This window comes from Corynebacterium aurimucosum (assembly GCF_046895345.1).
GTDB classification, from domain to species: domain Bacteria; phylum Actinomycetota; class Actinomycetes; order Mycobacteriales; family Mycobacteriaceae; genus Corynebacterium; species Corynebacterium aurimucosum_G.
The window spans coordinates 1,737,315-1,757,313 of the sequence record NZ_CP160096.1; the positions used below are offsets into that span (position 1 = coordinate 1,737,315).

The window sequence follows — 19,999 nt, forward strand, 5'->3', positions numbered from 1 at the left end:
GCTCCCCTAGCGTCAACCGGTTTTACAGGGCCTGCGTTAGGTAGCGGGCGGTCAGCGTGTCCGTTTCTAAGAACTCGCGCGGCGAGCAGGCCGCCACAACCTCGCCACCGGCTGAGCCCGCGCCAGGACCGAGATCAATGATGTGATCGGCGTGCGCCAGGACGGCGCGGTGGTGTTCGACGCAGATGAGGGTTAGGTGGGCGTCGACAAGCGTGTCAAAAAGACGCAGCAAGGTGTCGATGTCTTTGTGATGCAGACCCACGGTGGGCTCATCGAGCACGATGATGTCCGCAGTCGCCTTCCGGTCGCACAACCGCACCGCCAGCTTCAGCCGCTGGCGCTCGCCGCCGGAGAGCGTCGAGAGCGGCTGCCCCAAAGTCAGGTAGCCCAACCCCAAATCCAGGGCCGCCTCCAACCCGCGTAGCGGGGCCACGGCAAGGGGTGAGTTGATGGTGCGGAGCCATGCGGCGGCGTCGGCAAGCTCCATGTCGCAGACGTCCGCGATGGAGACGCCATTGAAGTAGGACTCGCGCGCGTGCTGCGCCAAGCACGTGCCGTGGCACTCCGGGCAATCTACAAAGACCACTGCGTGCTGGACAAAGGCAAGCATGTGCCTGTAGGGACTACTCAACACGTTCGTCTTCAGGCGCGTAACCAGCCCCATGTAACTCATGTTGACGCCGCCGACCTTGACCTTGGTCCCGACCTCATAGAGATCACGCTTCTGCTCCTCGATGAAGTCCTGGACCGGCACGTCGGCCGGATACAGCCCGGACTCGGCGTAGGCGCGCCACATCCACGAGCCGACCTTCATGCCGGGGTAAATGATGGCGCCGTCGTTGAGGGGCAAGGGCTCCCCCGCCCCAGACACGGCGAAGGCCCGCCGCCCCGCGAGGGATGCGGGCGACGGGCCTTCCTTGCGGCTACGCGGGAATTCCTTATGGCTATGTGGGAAGCTCCTGCTTCCCACGCGCACTTGCTAGTGCGCGTGCGCGTGGCCGGCCTGAGCCGGCTCTTCCTCGGTGGGTTTCTCCACGACGGAAGCCTCGGTGGTGAGCACCATGCGGGCCACGGAGGCGGCGTTAACCACGGCGGAGTGGGTGACCTTTACCGGGTCGATGATGCCCTGCTCCAGCAGGTTGCCATACTCCAGGGTGGCGGCGTTGAAACCTTCACCGTTGGCCTGCTCCGCAACGCGGGCGACGACGACGGAACCATCCAGGCCGGCGTTCTCAGCGATCCAGTAGGCCGGGCGGGTCAGCGCGCGGCCGACAGCCAGCACGCCAACCTTGGCCTCGCCCTCGAAGCCTTCGGCGAAAGCCTCAAGCTCCTGGGAGATCTGAACCAGTGCGGAGCCGCCGCCGGCGATAACGCCTTCCTCAACGGCCGCGCGGGCGGCGTTGATGGCATCCTCGACGCGCAGCTTGCGCTCGTTGACCTCGGTCTCGGTAGCGGCGCCGACGCGGATGACGGCAACACCGCCAGACAGCTTGGCCAGGCGCTCCTCGAGCTTCTCCTTATCCCAGGTGGAATCGGTGCGCTCGATCTCGCGGCGCAGCTGCTCGCGGCGCTCCTCGACGGCCTCAGCAGTACCTGCACCATCCACGATCACGGTGTCCTCCTTGGACACAGTGACGCGACGTGCGGAACCGAGAACCTCGGGGCCAACCTCCTTGAGGTTGATGCCAACCTCCGGGTCGACGACCGTAGCACCGGTGACAACAGCCAGGTCATCCATGAAGCCCTTGCGGCGCTCGCCGAAGTACGGGGACTTCACGGCGGCGACCTTGAGGACCTTACGGATGGAGTTAACGACGAGCGCCTGCAGCGGCTCGCCCTCGATGTCCTCAGCGATAATCAGCGTCGGGCGCGAGGACTCCGCGATCTTCTCCAGCAGCGGCAGGAAGTCCGGCAGGGAGGAGATCTTGTTGCGGACGAGGAGAATTGCGGCGTCGTCAAGCACGGCGTTGTAGGTCTCCTCTTCCGTCGCAAAGTACGGGGAGAGGTAGCCCTTGTCGAAGGAAATGCCCTCGGTCACGTCCACGGTGGACTCGATGGTCTGGGACTCCTCGACGGTCACGACGCCGTCCTTGCCCACCTTGTCCATCGCACCGGCAACCATCTCACCAACCTCCGCGTCGCGGGAGGACACGGTAGCAACCTGGGAGATCTCCGAGGAAGAATTCACCGGGGTGGCGCGCTTCTTGAGCTCTTCGACGACCTTCTCAGCGGCCGCGGCAATGCCCTTGTTGAGCTCCACCGGGTTAGCACCAGCGGCAACGTTGCGCAGGCCCTCAAAGACGAGTGCCTGGGCCAGCAAGGTGGCGGTGGTGGTGCCGTCACCGGCAATGTCGTTGGTCTTGACGGCCACGGACTTCACCAGCTGGGCGCCGAGGTTCTCAAAAGGAGCGTCGAGATCAATGTCGCGGGCGATGGTGACGCCGTCGTTGGTGACGGTCGGGCCACCGAAGGCCTTAGACAGCACGACGTTGCGGCCGCGGGGGCCGAGGGTGACCTTGACGGCGTCGGCCAGCGTGTCTACACCGCGCTGGATGCCCTCGCGGGCCTCCTGGTCAAATGCAATCAGCTTTGGCATAGGGTTAATCGCCTACTTTTACTTCTCGATGACAGCGAGCAGGTCGCGAGCGGACAGCAGGAGGTACTCCTGGCCGTCGTACTTCAGCTCGGTGCCGCCGTACTTGGAGAAGATGACGGTGTCACCCTCGTTGACGCCAACCGGGACGACCTCGCCCTTGTCGTTGGTGCGGCCCGGGCCGACGGCTACGACGGTGGCCTCTTGCGGCTTCTCCTTCGCGGAGTCCGGGATAACCAGACCGGACGCGGTGGTGGTCTCAGCTTCAACGATCTGGACGAGGACCTTGTCCTCCAGCGGCTTGATGTTTGCCATGATGATTTCCTCCAAAGTGTTCCTAGTGCACGTCCACGTGGACGCGCGTGTGCCGGTTGTGGGTAGCCCAGCACAGCCGTCGTCGCGGGTGAACAACTGTGGGTCAAAACAACCTGCCTAGCACTCTACCCTCGCGACTGCTAGCCCTCAACGTTGTGGGCCGCTAAGTCGTTCGCCCTCCGCGAACGACGCCGCTCGTGTGTGCACAAAGCCGGCCAGCGCCAGCTTGACGACGCCCAGGGCGATAAACATTGCGCCGAAAATTACGGCGTAGGACGGCCACCATAGCTCCTCCAGGATTGTCCGACCGAGTGCTTCTTGTGGGGTAAGGAGGTGGTGGAGTGGGAGGAGCGTCGCCAAGCACAGTGCACAGACCACGCCAGCCGCAGTCAAGGCGAGGCAAGCCGCCTCCCCTACTTGCACACGCATCCAAGCCAGAGGGGCAGCACCTGCCAAGGTAAGGCCACGAATATCGGCTGCGATGCGGCCGTGCATCAGCAGCGAGGTAAGCACGGCGCCCACGATGCTAGGGGCAAAGACAGGCCCTAAAAGGGCGATGAAGACTTGCCAGGAGGACAAGGTGCCGCCGGCGCCTGCGTCGTTCCCAAAGCGCAGGCCCGAGCCGACGGCGACGATAAAGCCACCGACGAGCACCCACGGCACGATGTGCGGGGTGGAAAAGGACCGGCGCACGCGCACATTAGCCCCAGCGACGCCGGCCGCGCGGGTCCATTGATCCAGAACAGGCATAAGCCAGGGTAAGAAGAGCGCGACGAGGATGACCAAGCCCATCTCGGCCGACAGGAGGTCGCCGGGGTCATCGATGTGCAGGCACCCGTAAACCGTGCCGCCGATGGCCGCGGATGCGAGCAGGAATTTCACCATGAGCCACACCGGGTGTGCGGTGGCGCGCGGGCGAAAGACTCGGCGCAGTGGAGGGAGCGCGCCAACTAGGGCCGCGGACATGCAGACGGCTACCGCAATGACAACAACCTGGCCGGTTATGGCAATATCTGGCATGGGGATGCCGTCACTGCGCAGGGCACGCACACACGGTGCGAGCAGTGGACGGGCCGGCAGCACACCGAGTAATCCGGCGGCCGCGCTGACCACCGCGACTTGGCCCAGAATGAAAAACAGGATCATCCATCTCGGCATGCCCACCATGCGCCAAGAACGATAGACCGGTTCACGCTCGGCGATAATAAGGCGCATCTGAGACAGCGTCACCAGCACCACCACGCACAGTGACATTGCCAGCACCGTGCCGCCCAGAGGCCCAGCGGGGTTTTCTTCGGCTCCGGAGGAACCGACCAGCATGGCTAGCGCTAGGGTGCACGAGGTGGAAGACACCACCAAGGTCAACGCTACGGCCAGCCACGATAGCCAATTGGACTGTAAGTCCTTAAGCCACACCAACATGGGCCGCCTCCTCCAAGGAAATGACCCGGTCGGCCGCCTCGGCGGCAAGGTGCGAGTGAGTCACCATGATCACGCTGGCTCCATCGCGGGCGACGGCGCGAAGGTGGGATAGGACGGTGGAAGCGGTGGCGTCGTCAAGCGCGCCCGTAGGCTCGTCAGCGAAGATATAGGGCGCTTGGGCCAGCAATGCCCGGGCGACGGCCACGCGTTGCTGCTGCCCACCAGACAGCTGCGCGGGCAGGCGACTCTCCAATCCAGCGAGACCGAGTGAGTCGAAGACCTCTGCCACCCGGCCGCGTGTAGGGCGCCGTCCGGAAAAACGCGCCGTCAAGGTAGCATTGCGTTGCGCATTGAGGGATTCCAGCAGGTTGTAGTCCTGGAATACAAATGCACGCTGCTTGCGCCCCGGCGCGTTGACTCGGCCGGACGTGGGCTTATCTAGCCCGGATAGCAGGTTCAAGAGCGTGGTTTTGCCGCTTCCGGACGGCCCCATGATGGCCACGAATTCGCCTGGGGCGATGGACATACTGACGCGATTGAGCACGGTGCGGCGGCCGTAGCGCTTACTGAGGTTTTCTGCTTTTAACATGCCTCTGATTCCACTCGGCCACGCAAAGCAATGACATGGGGCGGGCTACCCGGAAAATGGTGGAGCTAGCTCCACTGCCCTTCCACCGGCATGGCGGATAGGGTCGAAGACTATGCGAACCCTCAAAGCCTGTGCGTGGAGCCTCCTCCTCGGCGTGCTGTGTATCCCAACCTTGGTGATTTCGGTGTTGATGCTGCCGTGGATCCCGTTGGTGGGTCGCGCCGCGGAGTTTGTCGGCCGGATGGGCGCACAGTGGATGGGCGTGGAAATTCCACCCCGGCGCGCAGATCGATGGTTTGATTGGCAGCAGTTCTATCACCTCGTGTTGCAGTTATTGATTTCAGCTGCGTGTTTTACCGCGTGGACGGCCCTGGGTTTCACAGCGGGTGTGCTAGTGATAGCGCCATTCGTACCTAAGGCTGAGTTCTCCGTTGGCGAGTGGTCCACCTCCAACCGTCCGCTGATTTTCTTCACCTGCTGGCTGGCTGCGGCAGTGCTGGTGGCTCTATTGGTAGGCCTCAACCGCCTCTTGGTCTTGGCGTCGACCACGCTAACGCGGCTGGCATTGAGTCCTTCGGCTGAGGAATTGGCAGCCTCGCGTACCACACTCATTGATGCCTTCTCCGGCGAGCGCCGCCGCATCGAACGCGAACTGCACGATGGCCCGCAGCAGTACCTCACCGCGCTCAAGCTCAACTTAGCCGCAGCAAAACTACAAGCCCCGCCCCAAGCACAGCAGGCCTTGACGGACGCAGAACATAATGCCTCTTTGGCCCTGGCTTCATTGCGGGCGACAGTGCGTGGCATTGCGCCGCAGGTGCTTTTCGATGACGGACTTATCCCCGCCCTCGACGAGTTACTCGCCCATTCCGGGCTTGAGACCACACTTCGCGTAGAGGGCGCTGAGAGCTCGATTGACGAGACCACAGCGCTGCTGGCCTACCATGCAGTCGCCGAGGCGCTCACAAACGCCTCTAAGCACGGTGCAGCCACCGAAGCCGCGGTAACGGTCGCTTTTAGGGATATGCTGCGCCTAGAAATCGTAGATAATGGCACGGGACCCACGGACAAAGAGCCGGACGGTGAGAGTGCAGCTGTGGGTTCGGGCACGGGCCTCGCCGGGCTGCGCGAGCGTGCTGCTGCACTCGGCGGCACGGTGACCTTTGATGCTGCTAGCGCCAATGCGACGCGTGAAGACGGCGGCCAGCTGCTGGTCAAACTACCGCTGAAGGAGGCGAAATGAAGCTATTACTCGCAGAAGATTCCGCGCTCCTGCGCGCGGGGTTGGAGCAACTACTCAGTGCGTTAGGCCATAGCGTCACGGCAGTCACAGATGCCGAAGCACTGCGCGCCATCGCAGGGCAGGAAGACTTCGACCTCATTATCAGCGATGTGCGCATGCCGCCCACGATGACCGATGACGGGCTTCAAGCCGTGCATGATCTGCGGGCAGCCAACCCCGCCCAACCCGTAGTGGTGCTCAGCCAATACGTAGCGGCAAGCTATCTCGACCGCCTCCTGGAGCACGGCGGATTCGGGTACCTACTCAAGGAGCGCGTTTCTGATGTTGAAGAATTCGTGCGCACGCTTAACGATGTCGCCCGCGGCGGCACCGTGGTGGACCCAGAGGTGGTCACGGCGCTGCTTTCCGCAAGGCACACTGGTTTAGCCCGGCTCACCGCTCGCGAGCGGGAGGTACTGGGGCTTATGGCCCAAGGATTGAGCAATAAAGACATTGAGGACACGCTCGTCCTTACCTCCGGAGCAGTAAGCAAGCACGTCTCCAATGTATTTATAAAGCTCGGGTTTCGACCCGAGGACTCCAACCGACGGGTGAAGGCCGTATTGACATGGCTGCGGCACACCGAGCGCTAGAAAAGCGCTCAGGCCCTACAAACAAAGGCTGGAATTAGACCTGCCTATCAGAGTTGATGACGGCCGCGCGCCAGAGGTTGTACTCCTCCGGGTTGTCCTCGCGGTAGTTCTTCACCGCGCGGATGCCGTGCTCCACGGCTTCGACGACTTCGTCGATGTTCTTATCGTCACCGTCGGCAGCGACAAAGATGACCGGTCCGCAGATGGAGCGGATTGGGTCCTGCAGGAAAGCGGAGTTGCCGGTAGCCGCTGCGTTGCGGGCCAAGGAGGCCACCGGGTTCGGGTCGGCGTCGTCAGCCTTCGCGTTCGGGTTAAACAACGCCGCGTAGGTCTGGCCATCATCCTGGAAGGCCACGGAAACGCGATCCTCAGTGGTACCACCGAGGAATTGATTTGCCTGTTCGAGTTCAAACTCGATGATGCGGCGGGACAGATCGGGGTTAACGAGGAATCCAGTGGTCATAACGGTGTGAGCTCCTTGTGTGTGAGCCGGACGATTATCGGTCATCACACTACCGGCACCCTGGGGGTTGCGCATCCGCTAGAGCGCACCCCCAAGTACGCATCCGCTAGAGCGCGGCCGTGACCGGCGTCCTCAATCTCGACGACACAGAGCGCGGTACGAATCTGCTAGCGCGCGGCGGCGACGAGGGGAACTTCCACCTCAAGTTGCGTATCCGTCCCGCATGCCAGGCCGGAAGGCTCGGCGCCTTCGTGAATGAGCTGGGCGGCCACCGCCGCAATCATCACGCCGTTGTCGGTGCATAGCTTGAAGCGCGGCACACGCAATTCAATGCCCGCAGACTCGCAGCGCTTTGCCGCCAGTGCGCGCAGCCGCGAATTCGCTGCCACTCCGCCGCCGAGCAGCAGCACCTTGGCGCCTGTGTCCTGGCAGGCGCGCACGGCTTTGGCAGTCAGAACATCAGCCACCGCTTCCTGGAAGGAAGCGCACAGGTCCTCAACCTGAACCGTCGTGCCCTCGCGCTCAGCTTTTTCCACGTGGCGCGCCACCGCGGTCTTGAGCCCAGAGAAGGAGAAGTTGTGGCGGTTGGGTCCGCGCAGGTCCTCAGCCTTGGACAACCCCCGCGGCAGGTCGATGGTGGGCTTTCCTTGGGCAGCCAGCTTATCGATGACCGGCCCTCCCGGATACCCCAAGCCCAGCAGGCGAGAGACTTTGTCGTAGGCTTCGCCGGCGGCGTCGTCAAGCGTGGTGCCCAACTCCTTCATGGGTTTGCCCACGGCTTCCACCTCGAGCAGCTGCGTGTGGCCGCCGGAGACGAGCAGGGCCACCGAGTGCGGTAGCTCCTCGCCCTCCAGGTTCGCCACCGCCACGTGCCCGCCCAAGTGGTTCACGCCGTAGAAGGGAACGCCCCACGCGGAAGCAAAAGCTTTGGCTGCAGAAGCGCCCACGAGGAGCGCGCCGGCAAGGCCCGGCCCCACGGTGGCGGCCACCGCATCTGGCTTGTCGACGCCCGCCTCCTCCAGCGCCGCTTTCATCACCTGCGGCATGGCCTCAAGGTGGGCACGGGAGGCGATCTCCGGAACCACGCCGCCGAAGCGGGCGTGCTGCTCCATGGAGGAGGCGACGACGTTGGCGAGGATCTCCATGTGGCCGTCATCCGATAGCTCGATGATGCCCACTCCGGTTTCGTCGCAGGAGGACTCGATGCCGAGGATTATCATCTCTCACTCTTTCGTGGTCGGTACATGGTGTGGGCGTCCGCGCCGGAGGGCTGGTAGTAGTTGCGGCGCAGGCCATTGATGACAAAATCATAGGCCTCATAGAGGCGGATGGCGGGATCGTTACCTACGCGGACTTCGAGGAAGATAGGTGCGTCGTGGCTGTCGGCGAGTTCGACGATGGCATCCATCATCATCCGCGCGATGCCCTGCCGTTGGGCCGCGGGGTCGACGCCGATGGTGCGAATTTCGTATTCCGGCCACGCCGCGGGCCCCATCCGTCCCACACCGGCGTAACCGAAAAGCTCACCGCGCTTGTCGTTGTGGCCCACGCGGTTGTCGTTGTGGCCCACGCGGTTGTCGTTGTGGTCTACGCGGTTGTCGTTGTGGTCTACGCGGTTGTCGTTGTGGTCTACGCGGTTGACATTCATGTCAACCGCCCAGTAGGTGGTGTGCCCCGCCGCGATTTCCTGCTCGAAGGCACGCGACGGCCAGGGAGTTTCCCCGGGGAAGAGTACTTTTTCCAGCTCGGCGCAGCGGGGTGCGTCGTCAAGCACGAGCGGACGCAGCCTCATGATGCCGCTGTCCCCTCGATGCCGCCGACCAAGGCAGCCGAGCGCGGCTTGGCCTGTGGTTCCACGGCATCGGGACGGCGAAGGTAGAGCGGGACAAGCGGCTCAGGTTCAGCGGACAGATCGGCGCAGGCAACCAAACCCGCTGCGCGCGGGGTAGCCCACTCACGGGGAAGGTCAGCGATGCCCTCCGGCAAACGCGGGGCAATAGACTCGGGGAACACTAGGCGCACGCTTTCCGGGCTCGCGAGTCCGGCGGCGCTCAGATCAAGGGTTTCCGGCTTCGATACGTTTGGGCCGCTGCGACGCTCCCCATCGGCAAAGGTGGCCCAGTAGACCTCTTTGCGGCGGGCGTCGATGGCCACCAACCACTCCCCCGCGCGGCCGTGCGCGATGGCGTCCAGAGTGCACACACCATGTACCGGCAGGTCAAGGGCCACTCCCAGGGCGGAAGCGGTGGCCATGCCCACACGCAGACCGGTAAACGGCCCGGGCCCCGTGCCCACGACGATGGCGGAGAGATCTGGGTAGGTCAGGGAGGCGTCGGCAAGCAGCTCTTCGGTGGTAGGGATGAGCTGCTCGTTGTGGGCGCGCGTACCGCTGATAACGCGGTCGATGCTCTCCCCAGTGTCGGTATCAACGATGCCCGTAACCAGATCCGTGGTGGCGGTATCGAGTGCGAGAACCTTCATTAGCCTGCGAGGTGCCAGTCGGTATCGACGTAGTCGGGGTTGTTCTTCCCCATCTTCTCTGCGTATTCCTGAGTATCACGCATAAACTGCAGCGGCTGGCCCTGCTGGAACGGCAGGAGCGGCGGGATGTCTTGGCTGGCAGCTTCCGGCGACTTCAACTGCTGCAGCAGACCATCACACAGGTCCACCTTCGAGCGCGGCAGCTTCTCCGCCTTGAATTCATTGTTCTGCGAAGCCAGCAGGATGTAGTTCACGTCATCAGGCACGGCTCCATCAGCGAAGTCGATATTGAGGTTTTTCGTCTCGACGCCGCCCTTCTTGAGCTGCTCCTCAGTAGCGCCCGGGCAAACAGCGGCGATTGCGCCCCACTCCTGGCCGTACACATCCTGCGGGATGAACACAGCGAAGTCCAGATTCTTCGGGTAGGCGCTCAAGGACTGAGCAACGGTTGACGGCTCCTTCGGCTCCGCATCTGCGGTCCGGACCATCGGCAGCACGATGAGGGCGGCAAGGAATACGGCGAAGCCGCCGATAACGACAGTGGTGATGAATTGACCAAGCTTGTTCATAAAGGTGGTGTTAGCTCCTCACGCGGGGATAGCGGGAATAAACAGTACGGGGACATCCTACGCGACGACTATCAAACGATAATCAAGGCCAAGACCTGGCACATGAGAATCTTGCCAATCATTGTCGTGGGATACACGGTGGCATAGCCGCGTTCAGCCAGCTGAGTACCGGTTTGCGGGTTGAGGTAGGCCATGATTGCCGGGTTCGTGGTCATGCCGGCAGCGATACCCATCGACTCATCAAACTTCAGGCGCAGCACCAGCATGGATACCGCGACGATGCCGATGGCGGAGACCAGCGACAGCACAATGCCCACGCCTATGTACTTCAGGGAGGTCGGATCCGACAAGGCATCACGGAACTGGCCGCCTGCCGACGTACCCACGCCCGCCAGGAACAAGGTCAATCCCAGCGTGGAGATTGTCTGCTTGGCGTGGAAAGGAAGCTGCCAGTTAATCGGGCCCGAGCGGCCCAGCGCGCCCAGGATGAGGCCGACGACGATGGGTCCGCCACCGAAACCGAAGGAGAGCGTCGTGCCCCCCGGCAACGGAATCGGGATAGCGCCGAAGAGCAGACCAATGAAGAGACCGAGGGCAAAGGGGAAGAGATCGACGTTGCCGAGTTTGGCTTCGGAGTCGCCGAGGAAACGGCGGACGTCGTCAAGCCGGCCCGGCGCGGTGATGACGCGCACGCGGTCCGAGTAGTGCAGGACGGTTTCCTCGTTCGGTACAACGTCCGAGTCACCGCGGCGCACGCGCGCGATGAGGAAGCCTTCCTTCACAGTGTCCAAGTCCTTGAGCTGATAGCCCGCAACACGTGGGCTGGACACAGTCAGGCGGCGGTAGACCAGGCCATCCTCCTCGTGGAGGTTGAGGTGGATCTCCTCACCCAATTGGGAAATCGCGCTATCCAGCGCTGGGGCCGTGCCGTTGAGCAAAAGCTCCATGCCGGCGCGCAGCGGCAGCTCCGGGTAGGCCAGGTTGTGGTTGTGTGGATTGTTCACGTGGCGGGTAGCGATGACGCGCTCGCCAGTCACCTCCTGCAGCTGACCTACCGTTGCGTCAAAGTCGCGGGTCAGGCGCACCGCCCGCCACTCCAACGGCTCCGCAATCATGCCCTCGGCACGGGCGTCCTCAACGTGGTTCACACGCAGGACCTTCGCACCGATCGCGGCCACCAAAATGGTGCCGATAATGCAGCCGGGGTAGGCCAGCGAATAGCCCACCACCGGAGTACTATCGCCGCCCAGGGCCTCGACAACCGCGGCCATACCGGGCGTCGAGCTCAGCGAACCTGCAAGGGTACCCACGCTGATCGCGGGGTCCAGATCAAACATGCGCATCGCCAGGGTTGTCAGCCCCGCCAACACGAAGAAGAAGGCAATGACAACCATGGACATCTTCCAGCCGCGCCGGCGGAAATCTTCGAAGAAGCTGCGGCCGAAGTTCAGGCCGATGACGTAAACAAAGATGGCCAGACCAAACTGATAGACAAAGGCGGGGACCACGATATCCGGGTTCGCCGCGGACAAGCCCAAGGCCACGAACATCGCGGCGGCGGCGCCGAGCGAGATGCCGAAGACATTGATCTTGCCCACGGCTAGTCCCACCGCCATGATGAGAAAGAGCGTCAGCAAGGGCTGTTCAGCAAGAAAAGCCAGCACGTTAATTCACCCATTTCCATGTAAATACGCGGACGTCATCATCTGAGTCGCGGTTGATTCTCACAGCGAGGTACGCGTCAGAAAGCCGCTCCATGAAGCCCCCGCCCCACTCGGCGACGACGACAGCATCCTCTATTTCGGTGTCCAAGTCTAGACTGTCCAGCTCCCCCAACGGATCCTCAGAATGGTCGAGGAGGCGGTAGGCATCCACGTGCACCAACGTCGGCCCGCCCACGCGGGAAGGGTGTTCGCGCGCGATGACGAAGGTCGGTGAGGTCACCCGTCCCTTCACCTGCATACCGCGGGCAATGCCCTGCGTAAAGGTGGTTTTCCCGGCGCCTAAGGGGCCGTCGAGGATAACGAGGTCCCCTGCTTCCAGCGCCGCGCCTAGCTCTTCACCAAGTGCCTGGGCATCCTCTGGCGTGGCGGCCTCACGGCGTCCTTCGTGTGGAAAATCACTGCGCATCGCTAGCTCCTTCGCGGTATGTACGCTCGGTGCGCCCGGTGGGGCGGCACACCACTTCATAGTTGATGGTCCCAGCTGCCTCGGCCAATTCTGTGGCGCTCATACCGCCGCGCCCAAAGATAACGGCAGTGTCTCCGGCGCGCACGCCGTGAGGGTTCGCGCCGAGGTCGACGACGATCTGGTCCATGCAGACCCGCCCCACCTGCTGGTAGAGCTCACCATCAATGCCGACCTGCAGCGCCCCCTGAAAGGCGCGCGGCAGCCCATCGGCATAGCCCACGCTGACGATGGCGAGTTGACGGTCGCTGTCCGCGGTCCAGGTCAGGCCATAACTCGTGGACTCTCCCGCCGAAATCGGCTTCACTGCGACGACGGAAGCCTCCCACGTCATGGCGGGTTCCAGCCCATGGTCGCGCCCGGCGACCGGTTCGAGCCCGTACAGGGCCACACCGACGCGCACCTGTTCAAAACGCGCCGAGGGGCGAGTCAAGGCCGCGGGCGAGTTAGCCAGGTGGTTCAGCGGGCACTTCAGCCCTACCTCACGGGCAAGTGCTAGGGCCTGGTGGAACTCAGATTCCTGATGATCATTGTGCGGGTGCGCCGGCTCATCAGCGCAGGCGAAGTGGGACATGAGGCCTAAGACGGTGATGTGGGGGGCGTCGGCAAGCAGGCGGAAGGTCTCCTCCCACGCATGCTTGTCGACGCCCGATCGGTGCATCCCCGTCTCCACCATCACGAAGACTTCGGTGGGCGCATCGGCGGCCTCGAGGAGTGCGTGGGCGTGTGCCAAGGAGGGGATGCCGATCTGGATACCAGCGGCTAGGGCCGGGGCGATGTCCTCCGTCGGCTCCCACAACCACGCAGCGATGGGGAGGGTGTCGATGACCTTCCGCAGTGCGACTGCCTCGGCCAAGGTGGCCACCCCGAAGGCGTCTGCCCCCGCCTTCGCCATGACCGGTGCGCAGCGCTCGATGCCGTGGCCATAGGCATCCGCCTTGACCACGCACATGAGGCGGGCCGGGGCCACCGCCTCCTTCACGCGAGCAACATTGTGGGCAATAGCGTTGAGGTCAACGGTGGTTTTTAACATACCCACCATTGTGCCACTTGAGGGCTCAGCGCTATTCGACGGTCACCGATTTCGCCAGGTTGCGCGGCTGGTCCACGTCGTAGCCTTTGGCAGTGGCTACACCGCAGGCGAAAATCTGCAGCGGAACGGTAGCCAGCAGCGGTTGCATCAGCGTCGGCGCCTGCGGGATGCGGATGATGTGGTTGGCGTAGGCCTCCACGGCTTCATCGCCTTCTTCCGCAATGACGATGGTGATAGCACCACGGGCGCGGATCTCCTGGATATTCGAGACAACCTTGGCATGCAGGGAATCACGGCCACGCGGGGAAGGCACGATAACGAAGACCGGCTGCCCTTCCTCGATGAGCGCGATGGGGCCGTGCTTGAGCTCGCCGGCGGCGAAGCCCTCAGCGTGCAGGTAGGCGATCTCCTTGAGCTTGAGCGCGCCCTCCAGCGCGACGGGGAAGCCGACGTGGCGGCCCAGGAAGAGCACCGACTTAGCGTTCTCCATAGCGTTGGCCAGGTCATAGACCTGCTGCTCATTGTCGATGATTGCCTGGACCTTATCGGGCATATCACGCAGATCCTCGAGGACGGAGTTGACCTCATCGGAGAACATGTTGCCGCGCAGACGTGCCAGGTAGAGGCCCAGCAGGTAGGTCGCGGTGATCTGCGCCAGGAAGGCCTTGGTGGAGGCCACGGCGATCTCCGGTCCGGCGTGGGTGTACAAGGCGGCGTCGGACTCGCGCGGGATGGAGGAACCCTGGGTGTTGCAGATGGCAATCACCTTGGCGCCCTGCTGGCGGGCGTGGCGCACGGCCATGAGGGTATCCATGGTCTCGCCCGACTGGGACAGGGCCACGACCAGGGTTTTTTCGTTGACGATCGGATCGCGGTAGCGGAACTCGTGGGCCAGCTCCACCTCACACGGGATGCGACACCAGTGCTCGATGGCGTAGCGCGCGACGTGGCCGGCGTAGGCGGCGGTGCCGCAGGCGATGACGATGATCTTGTCGATGGACTTGAGCACCGATTCCTCGATGCGGATCTCATCGAGGATCAGGTTGCCGGTCTCGTCGAGGCGGCCCAGCAGGGTATCGCGCACTGCTGCTGGCTGGTCGTGGATTTCCTTCTCCATGAAGGAGTTGAAGCCACCCTTCTCGGCAGCGGCAGCGTCCCACTTGATCTCGAAAGGCTTGCCCTGGGCGGGGTTGCCCTCATAGTCGGTGATTTCGATGTCATCTGCGGTGATGGTCACGACCTGGTCGTTGTCCATCTCCACGGCAGACTTGGTGTAGTCGATGAAGCCGGAGACGTCCGAACCCAGGAAGTTCTCCCCCTCACCCAGGCCGATGACCAGCGGCGAATCGCGGCGTGCAGCCACGATGCGATCCGCCTGCTCGGCGTGAATAGCCAAGAGAGTAAACGCACCTTCCAGACGCTTGCCGGTCAGCTGCATAGCCTTGGTGAGGTCACCGCCGGCTTCGTTGTGGAACACATCTGCCAGAAGGGTGGCGGCTACCTCGGTGTCGGTCTCGGAGACGAAGTTATGTCCCTTGCCCTCCAGCTCGCTCTTAAGCTCAGCAAAGTTCTCGATGATGCCGTTGTGCACGACGGCGAGCTTGCCGCCATCCACCACGTGCGGGTGGGCGTTCAGATCGGTCGGGCCACCGTGAGTAGCCCAGCGTGTGTGGCCGATGCCCAGGACGGAGTCTTTGAGCGGGCGGGCTTCAATCTCCGCGTCAAGCGCGGTGACCTTTCCGGCCTTCTTACGCCAGCCAATCTCACCATCGGCGTACATAGCGACACCAGCGGAATCATATCCGCGGTACTCCAAACGGCGCAGTCCTTCCAGTACTACGTCCAAGGCAAAGTAATCACGGCCATCAGTGTTGTGGCCAACATATCCAACGATTCCACACATAAGTATTGAGCCTACCTTACGTTCTTGCGGGCGAATGCCTGAGACAGCTCTGCAAACAAAGGATGCTCTGGGGCGATACCCGTGAGTTCAGTGACCAGCGCGTCCGTTGCCTCACGGCTATCACCGGCCTCCTTAAGACGCTTCTGGAGCTCGACAGACTCAGCGTCTTCTGCCACGTCAAAGTCGAGCGCTGCCGATACTGCACCGACCAGCGCAGTAGCTTCATATCCGCGCTCTGCCAATTCTGCGGCAGGGCCGATGAAGCGCTCATTTCGAGAAATCTTGCGCAGCGGTGCACGTCCCACGCGTTCGGTTGTATCCGGCAGTTCGGGATTCTGGAAACGCGTGAGAATCTTATCCACGTAGGCCTGCTGGACCTCTGGATCGAAATTGAACTTCTCCACGATCAGCTGCTTGGTTTCCGCTAGGACGGCCGCGACCTTCGACTGGATATCCTCGCGCGACAGCGCATCGGCAATGGCGGTGATACCTGCTTGCTTTCCAAAGTAGGCAGTGGCAGCGTGGCCCGTGTTCACGGTAAAGAGTTTGCGGGTGATATACGGCGCTAGATCCTCGACCCACGTGATACCCGCAATCTTGGGAACCTCAAGCCCTGCCTCGGTAAAGGGCGCGGACTCGACAGCCCACTCGTGGTAGGTCTCCACGGTGACATCTAGGGCTTCAGCCCCCGTGCGTCGCTCTTGGTTCGGAACGATCCGGTCCACCGCAGTGTTGGGGAAGAACGCAATCTGGTCAGCGTCCGGATAAGTCGTGCGAATTGCTTCTGCCAGGCCGTCAGTGGCGTTGATAGCGTTCTCACACGCCATCACGGCAACCTTGCCCTTGCCTGCCGCAGCACGACGCTTCAGGCCCTCCGCGATCGACGGCGCAATGAGTCCCAAGACGGTCGGTCCCACCGCGGTGGTGATGAGGTCTGCCTCAACAATCTGCGTGTACAGACCGTCAAGGTCTTCCGCCGAGTTCACACCAGCAAAGTCCGTCACGATGACGTCGCGCGCATCGGCGCCGACCTCGTGCACCGTGTAGGAATCGAGCTCATTGAGGGAATCAATCAGTGGTGCAGCGACATCCGCAAAAGCCAGCTCATAACCAGCCTCGTGCAGGATCACACCAACGAAGCCGCGGCCAATGTTGCCGGCGCCAAAATGGAGTGCCTTCTTAGTGGTCATTACTTGTTCACCTTTTCAAAGATTGCGAGAATTTCTTCCTTCGTGGTCGCGTTTTCCAGCTGCTCCACGGTGTCCGCCTTACCAAAGATCTTGGCGATCTTGGCCAGGGTCTTCAGATGGGAGCCATCTGCACCAGCAATACCGACAACGAAGGTGGCGGGCTTGCCGCCCCAGTCTACGGGCTCATCAAGACGGATAAAGGAGACAGCAGACTTCTTGATGGAATCTTTGGCCTCATTCGTGCCGTGCGGGATAGCCAGGCCATTACCCATGAAGGTAGACACAGACTTTTCACGCTCATGCATCGAATCGACGTATGTCTGATCGACGGCACCTGCGGAAACGAGCAGTGCGCCAGCGGCGTCGATAGCCTCGTCGCGCGAGGACGCGTGACCATCCAGCACGATGGTGTCCGCGCTGAGAACTTCGCTACCAGCTGATTCAGACTCTTCTGAGGCGATGTCGCGCTGCACTGCCGCCTCCGTGGCCGCAGCTGTATTTCCGGACTGCTGCTTGCGGATGAGATCTACTACTTCGTCGTAGCGCGGCGACGCCATGAAATTGTCAACGGTTACGTGTAGTGCTGACGGCGTGGCAGGCTTTGCACGCTCTGCCAAGTCCTCGTGGACGACGACCAGATCGTACTCGTCCTTGAGGTTGTTAATCGCAGAGTTGGTCACGGTCACAACGTTGCCGAACCCAGCCTCCTTGATCTTGTTACGGAGCACTGAAGCACCCATTGCAGACGAGCCCATACCGGCATCGCAGGCAAAGACAACGTTGCGAATTTTCGGAGCATCCTCTGCAGACTTTGCAGAAAGCGCACCAGCCACGGAGGACTTCTTGCCCTTCATGGCTTCCATGTCGGCCGTGGCCTTCTCCAGATCGTCTGCACCCTTGGTCAGCTTCAGAATCGGGGCCGCAATGGCGAAGGACACTGCTGCCGATGCGGCGACGGCAATAGTGACGCCGAGGTAAGAATCGGAAGCGACGGTGCCATAGATAGCAATGATGGAGCCTGGGGCGGCCGGGGAGCGCAGGCCGACGTCCATAATCGTATTGACCGCAACACCGGTCATTCCGCCACCAATAGCCGCGATGAGCAGCTGAGGGCGCATTAGGACGTACGGGAAGTAGATTTCATGAATACCGCCGAAGAAATGGATCAGCGCCGCGCCCGGAGCGGTCGCACGCGCAGAGCCTGCACCGAAGACCATGAAGGCCAAGAGAATGCCGAGACCCGGGCCGGGGTTAGCCTCCAACAGGTAGAGAACAGACTTGCCGGTCTGCGCAGCCTGATCGGTAGCTAGTGGGGTGAGCACACCGTGGTTAATTGCGTTGTTTAGGAAGAAGACCTTCGCCGGCTCAATGAGTGCCGAGGTCAGCCACAGGAGATTGTGTGAAACTAGGAATTCTACGGCCTTACCAGCAATATCCATGATGAAGTTCATCACCGGTGTCAGCAAGTACATCGACGCAATGGCACCTGCGAAGCCGAAAATACCCAGGGAGAAGTTGTCCACCAGCATCTCGAATCCGGGTCGGACCTTGCCCGCCCACAAAGTCTCCAGCTTCTTGAACAACCATGCAGCCAACGGACCACAAATCATCGCGCCGAGGAACATCGGTGAGGCGTGGCCATCTTCGCCAATCCACTCCGGCGCGGAAGTGCCCATAATGACACCCATCGTGACGATAGCACCGACAACGCCACCACGAACCTCGTGGACGAGCTTGCCACCTGTATAGGCGATGAGGATGGGCAGCAGGTAGGTCACCATCGGACCAACCAAAGTATTAATTTTCTCGTTGGGGAAGAACCCATCGGGGATAAAGAGGGCAGTCAAAATTCCCCATGCGATGAAGGCGCCGATATTCGGCATGATCATCGATGAAAGGAACGTACCAAACTTTTGGACGGCTACTCGTACGCCGCCCTTATTTCGTTGCGTCTCAGCCATGTGAGTTGTCCTTACTAGCGGCTGGGGTGCGCGCACGCGAAGCCCGCGCACGGGGGTAGAACTTACAAGTGTTGATCCTATAACTAATCGACTTATTCACATAGCGTGCACCACCATGTGCTAACTACACTTGCCCCCTGTCACACTCCGGTGCTTTGCGCTCTTTTTGTACCGCTGTTGGCGCCCTTTCCACCTGTCCGAGTGGTCTTTGCTCTATTCTGTAAAGCGTGTCTGCGAATTTGAAGAAGCATCTCGGTACGTTGTCCAAGCGCGGCCCGCACCGCGTTCTCGTCGGGGACCTGTCCTATGCAGGGCTGGAAGGCAAGGTGTACACCCCGGTTGAGGGCAAAGGTCTGCCCGCCGTGGCGTTTGCCCACGATTGGACGAAGAGCATTAAGGACTACCACGCCACCCTGCGCCACTTGGCCAGCTGGGGCATCGTGGTGGTTGCTCCCGATACGGAGACAGGTGTCTTTGCCAAGCACCGTAACTTGGCTGCCGACCTCGAATCGGCATTGCAGATCGCCGCTGGCGTCAGGCTAGGAACCGGCAAAATTTCGGTGTCCGCCTCCAAGCTGGGTGTCTTTGGCCACGGCATGGGCGGTGGCGTAGCCACCTTGGCTGCCGTCGATAACCCGAAGGTGCGCGCCGTCGCTGCCCTCTACCCCGCTGATACTTCCCCATCTGCAGTTCAGGCCGCCCACGCTGTTCAGGCCCGCGGCCTCGTTATCGGAGCAGGCCAGGACGATATCTTCCGCGCCGGTAATCCCGCGAAGCTAGCCAACGCCTGGGGCGGTCCGGTGGCTTACCGCGAAATTGCTAAGGGCACGCAGTCCGGCTTCAGCGAGGACAAGCTCTTCAAGTTGGCGCTTGGCTCCGGCTTCTTCCAAGGTTCCGCAGTCGAAACTGCCCGCGGCCTTGTCACTGGCTTCTTCCTGTCCACCCTCGCTGGCGAATCCAAGTATGACGCCTTTGCGGCTGCCGACGCCTCCGCCAAGGGCGTCGAGAGCTTCCTCGGCGAGGACCTCACCAAGCGCGCGGGTTTCTAGCGACGGGAAAGGTTTCGACGAGCTAGCACCGCAAGGCGCACGTGTGCTCCGACTAAAGCAGGACGATCGTTTATTCGTCCTGCTTTAGTCGTTTTAAGCGGGGAACTTCAAGGAGAAGCCAGGCGATAAGGCCAATTCCTGGGAGAAGCAGCTGAGCGGCCGTCCACAGTGCTATTCGAGGCGTATCGCTTTCACTTTTTATCCCGACGCCAATCACAATCAAGGCTGCTGCGAGATACAGGATGGGAAGAACGCCCCACAAGACGTCATAAAGCCAAGGAACTGTCATGCGGTCTTCTCCCAAGCCTTGGTTGATATGTGCAGCGGCTACTCACGCCACAGTAACACCTGGGGCTGCTAGCACACCGA

General features: G+C 61.9%; 20 protein-coding genes. 3 read left to right on the forward strand and 17 right to left on the reverse strand.

From position 1 onward, the window contains the following. Positions 1-22: 22 nt before the first annotated feature. From ABZS45_RS08220 to ABZS45_RS08240, 5 genes are all read right to left on the reverse strand, one after another. Positions 23-970 (reverse strand): hypothetical protein, encoded by a 948-nt coding sequence (locus ABZS45_RS08220; protein WP_412099411.1) that lies wholly within the window; start codon positions 968-970, stop codon positions 23-25. Between the two features lie 9 nt (positions 971-979). Next, positions 980-2,596, reverse strand: coding sequence for a chaperonin GroEL (groL, locus tag ABZS45_RS08225; protein ID WP_412099412.1), 1,617 nt, complete (start codon positions 2,594-2,596; stop codon positions 980-982). An 18-nt stretch (positions 2,597-2,614) separates the two neighbouring features. Next, the gene (groES, locus tag ABZS45_RS08230) at positions 2,615-2,914 is read right to left on the reverse strand and encodes a co-chaperone GroES (protein WP_167595557.1); all 300 of its coding nucleotides are present in this window, start codon (positions 2,912-2,914) and stop codon (positions 2,615-2,617) included. Between the two features lie 141 nt (positions 2,915-3,055). After that, positions 3,056-4,330 (reverse strand): FtsX-like permease family protein, encoded by a 1,275-nt coding sequence (locus ABZS45_RS08235; protein ID WP_412099413.1) that lies wholly within the window; start codon positions 4,328-4,330, stop codon positions 3,056-3,058. Further along, positions 4,314-4,919 (reverse strand): ABC transporter ATP-binding protein, encoded by a 606-nt coding sequence (locus ABZS45_RS08240; RefSeq protein ID WP_412099414.1) that lies wholly within the window; start codon positions 4,917-4,919, stop codon positions 4,314-4,316. Before ABZS45_RS08240 ends, ABZS45_RS08235 begins: the two co-directional genes overlap by 17 nt. Positions 4,920-5,031: 112 nt before the next feature. On the opposite strand from ABZS45_RS08240, the gene ABZS45_RS08245 reads away from it, so the two are divergent. Both ABZS45_RS08245 and ABZS45_RS08250 read left to right on the forward strand, forming a co-directional pair. Further along, a complete protein-coding gene (locus ABZS45_RS08245; protein WP_412099415.1) occupies positions 5,032-6,162 on the forward strand; it encodes a sensor histidine kinase in 1,131 nt (376 codons plus the stop codon). Continuing rightward, positions 6,159-6,794 (forward strand): response regulator, encoded by a 636-nt coding sequence (locus tag ABZS45_RS08250; RefSeq protein ID WP_412099416.1) that lies wholly within the window; start codon positions 6,159-6,161, stop codon positions 6,792-6,794. The genes ABZS45_RS08245 and ABZS45_RS08250 overlap by 4 nt, the downstream gene beginning before the upstream one ends. A 34-nt stretch (positions 6,795-6,828) precedes the next feature. On the opposite strand, the gene ABZS45_RS08255 is transcribed toward ABZS45_RS08250, so the two are convergent. The 11 genes from ABZS45_RS08255 to ABZS45_RS08305 all read right to left on the reverse strand — a co-directional run bounded on the left by ABZS45_RS08255 (position 6,829) and on the right by ABZS45_RS08305 (position 18,581). Then, positions 6,829-7,257, reverse strand: a complete 429-nt coding sequence (locus ABZS45_RS08255) for a hypothetical protein (RefSeq protein ID WP_070644421.1) — start codon at positions 7,255-7,257, stop codon at positions 6,829-6,831. Positions 7,258-7,424: 167 nt separating this feature from the next. Next, complete coding sequence (gene tsaD, locus ABZS45_RS08260; protein WP_412099417.1) at positions 7,425-8,477, reverse strand: tRNA (adenosine(37)-N6)-threonylcarbamoyltransferase complex transferase subunit TsaD; 1,053 nt, start codon at positions 8,475-8,477, stop codon at positions 7,425-7,427. Further along, the gene (locus ABZS45_RS08265) at positions 8,474-9,049 is read right to left on the reverse strand and encodes a GNAT family N-acetyltransferase (protein ID WP_412099418.1); all 576 of its coding nucleotides are present in this window, start codon (positions 9,047-9,049) and stop codon (positions 8,474-8,476) included. Before ABZS45_RS08265 ends, tsaD begins: the two co-directional genes overlap by 4 nt. After that, positions 9,046-9,738 carry a tRNA (adenosine(37)-N6)-threonylcarbamoyltransferase complex dimerization subunit type 1 TsaB gene (gene tsaB, locus ABZS45_RS08270; RefSeq protein ID WP_412099419.1) on the reverse strand — a complete coding sequence of 231 codons (693 nt, stop codon included), beginning with the start codon at positions 9,736-9,738 and terminating at the stop codon, positions 9,046-9,048. The genes ABZS45_RS08265 and tsaB overlap by 4 nt, the downstream gene beginning before the upstream one ends. Continuing rightward, the gene (locus tag ABZS45_RS08275; protein WP_412099420.1) at positions 9,738-10,307 is read right to left on the reverse strand and encodes a hypothetical protein; all 570 of its coding nucleotides are present in this window, start codon (positions 10,305-10,307) and stop codon (positions 9,738-9,740) included. The genes tsaB and ABZS45_RS08275 overlap by 1 nt, the downstream gene beginning before the upstream one ends. A gap of 71 nt (positions 10,308-10,378) precedes the next feature. Then, positions 10,379-11,971: an aspartate:alanine exchanger family transporter gene (locus ABZS45_RS08280; protein WP_412099421.1), complete on the reverse strand. Its 1,593-nt coding sequence runs from the start codon at positions 11,969-11,971 to the stop codon at positions 10,379-10,381. 1 nt (position 11,972) lies between these two features. Next, a complete protein-coding gene (tsaE, locus tag ABZS45_RS08285) occupies positions 11,973-12,437 on the reverse strand; it encodes a tRNA (adenosine(37)-N6)-threonylcarbamoyltransferase complex ATPase subunit type 1 TsaE (RefSeq protein ID WP_070745591.1) in 465 nt (154 codons plus the stop codon). Further along, the gene (gene alr, locus ABZS45_RS08290) at positions 12,427-13,533 is read right to left on the reverse strand and encodes an alanine racemase (RefSeq protein WP_412101160.1); all 1,107 of its coding nucleotides are present in this window, start codon (positions 13,531-13,533) and stop codon (positions 12,427-12,429) included. Before alr ends, tsaE begins: the two co-directional genes overlap by 11 nt. A 25-nt stretch (positions 13,534-13,558) precedes the next feature. Next, entirely contained in the window at positions 13,559-15,430 is a 1,872-nt protein-coding gene (gene glmS / locus ABZS45_RS08295; RefSeq protein ID WP_412099424.1) for a glutamine--fructose-6-phosphate transaminase (isomerizing), read from the reverse strand. Positions 15,431-15,441: 11 nt separating this feature from the next. Beyond that, positions 15,442-16,620, reverse strand: a complete 1,179-nt coding sequence (locus ABZS45_RS08300; RefSeq protein ID WP_412099425.1) for a mannitol-1-phosphate 5-dehydrogenase — start codon at positions 16,618-16,620, stop codon at positions 15,442-15,444. After that, positions 16,620-18,581, reverse strand: coding sequence for a PTS mannitol transporter subunit IICBA (locus tag ABZS45_RS08305; RefSeq protein ID WP_412099426.1), 1,962 nt, complete (start codon positions 18,579-18,581; stop codon positions 16,620-16,622). The genes ABZS45_RS08300 and ABZS45_RS08305 overlap by 1 nt, the downstream gene beginning before the upstream one ends. Before the next feature lie 227 nt (positions 18,582-18,808). Between ABZS45_RS08305 and ABZS45_RS08310 the strand changes: the two genes are divergently transcribed. After that, positions 18,809-19,630 carry a dienelactone hydrolase family protein gene (locus ABZS45_RS08310; protein WP_412099427.1) on the forward strand — a complete coding sequence of 274 codons (822 nt, stop codon included), beginning with the start codon at positions 18,809-18,811 and terminating at the stop codon, positions 19,628-19,630. A 70-nt stretch (positions 19,631-19,700) separates the two neighbouring features. On the opposite strand, the gene ABZS45_RS08315 is transcribed toward ABZS45_RS08310, so the two are convergent. Next, positions 19,701-19,919 carry a PLDc N-terminal domain-containing protein gene (locus tag ABZS45_RS08315; RefSeq protein ID WP_412099428.1) on the reverse strand — a complete coding sequence of 73 codons (219 nt, stop codon included), beginning with the start codon at positions 19,917-19,919 and terminating at the stop codon, positions 19,701-19,703. Between the last annotated feature and the right edge of the window lie 80 nt (positions 19,920-19,999).

Coding starts and splice junctions, on each gene's coding strand:
- ABZS45_RS08265 (WP_412099418.1), bottom strand. CDS start 9,049: ATGAGGCTGCGTCCGCTCGTGCTTGACGACGCACCCCGCTGCGCCGAG.
- tsaE (WP_070745591.1), bottom strand. CDS start 12,437: ATGCGCAGTGATTTTCCACACGAAGGACGCCGTGAGGCCGCCACGCCA.
- ABZS45_RS08315 (WP_412099428.1), bottom strand. CDS start 19,919: ATGACAGTTCCTTGGCTTTATGACGTCTTGTGGGGCGTTCTTCCCATC.
- tsaB (WP_412099419.1), bottom strand. CDS start 9,738: ATGAAGGTTCTCGCACTCGATACCGCCACCACGGATCTGGTTACGGGC.
- ABZS45_RS08245 (WP_412099415.1), top strand. CDS start 5,032: ATGCGAACCCTCAAAGCCTGTGCGTGGAGCCTCCTCCTCGGCGTGCTG.
- ABZS45_RS08300 (WP_412099425.1), bottom strand. CDS start 16,620: ATGACCACTAAGAAGGCACTCCATTTTGGCGCCGGCAACATTGGCCGC.
- tsaD (WP_412099417.1), bottom strand. CDS start 8,477: ATGATAATCCTCGGCATCGAGTCCTCCTGCGACGAAACCGGAGTGGGC.
- ABZS45_RS08240 (WP_412099414.1), bottom strand. CDS start 4,919: ATGTTAAAAGCAGAAAACCTCAGTAAGCGCTACGGCCGCCGCACCGTG.
- groL (WP_412099412.1), bottom strand. CDS start 2,596: ATGCCAAAGCTGATTGCATTTGACCAGGAGGCCCGCGAGGGCATCCAG.
- ABZS45_RS08275 (WP_412099420.1), bottom strand. CDS start 10,307: ATGAACAAGCTTGGTCAATTCATCACCACTGTCGTTATCGGCGGCTTC.
- glmS (WP_412099424.1), bottom strand. CDS start 15,430: ATGTGTGGAATCGTTGGATATGTTGGCCACAACACTGATGGCCGTGAT.
- ABZS45_RS08305 (WP_412099426.1), bottom strand. CDS start 18,581: ATGGCTGAGACGCAACGAAATAAGGGCGGCGTACGAGTAGCCGTCCAA.
- ABZS45_RS08255 (WP_070644421.1), bottom strand. CDS start 7,257: ATGACCACTGGATTCCTCGTTAACCCCGATCTGTCCCGCCGCATCATC.
- ABZS45_RS08235 (WP_412099413.1), bottom strand. CDS start 4,330: ATGTTGGTGTGGCTTAAGGACTTACAGTCCAATTGGCTATCGTGGCTG.
- ABZS45_RS08250 (WP_412099416.1), top strand. CDS start 6,159: ATGAAGCTATTACTCGCAGAAGATTCCGCGCTCCTGCGCGCGGGGTTG.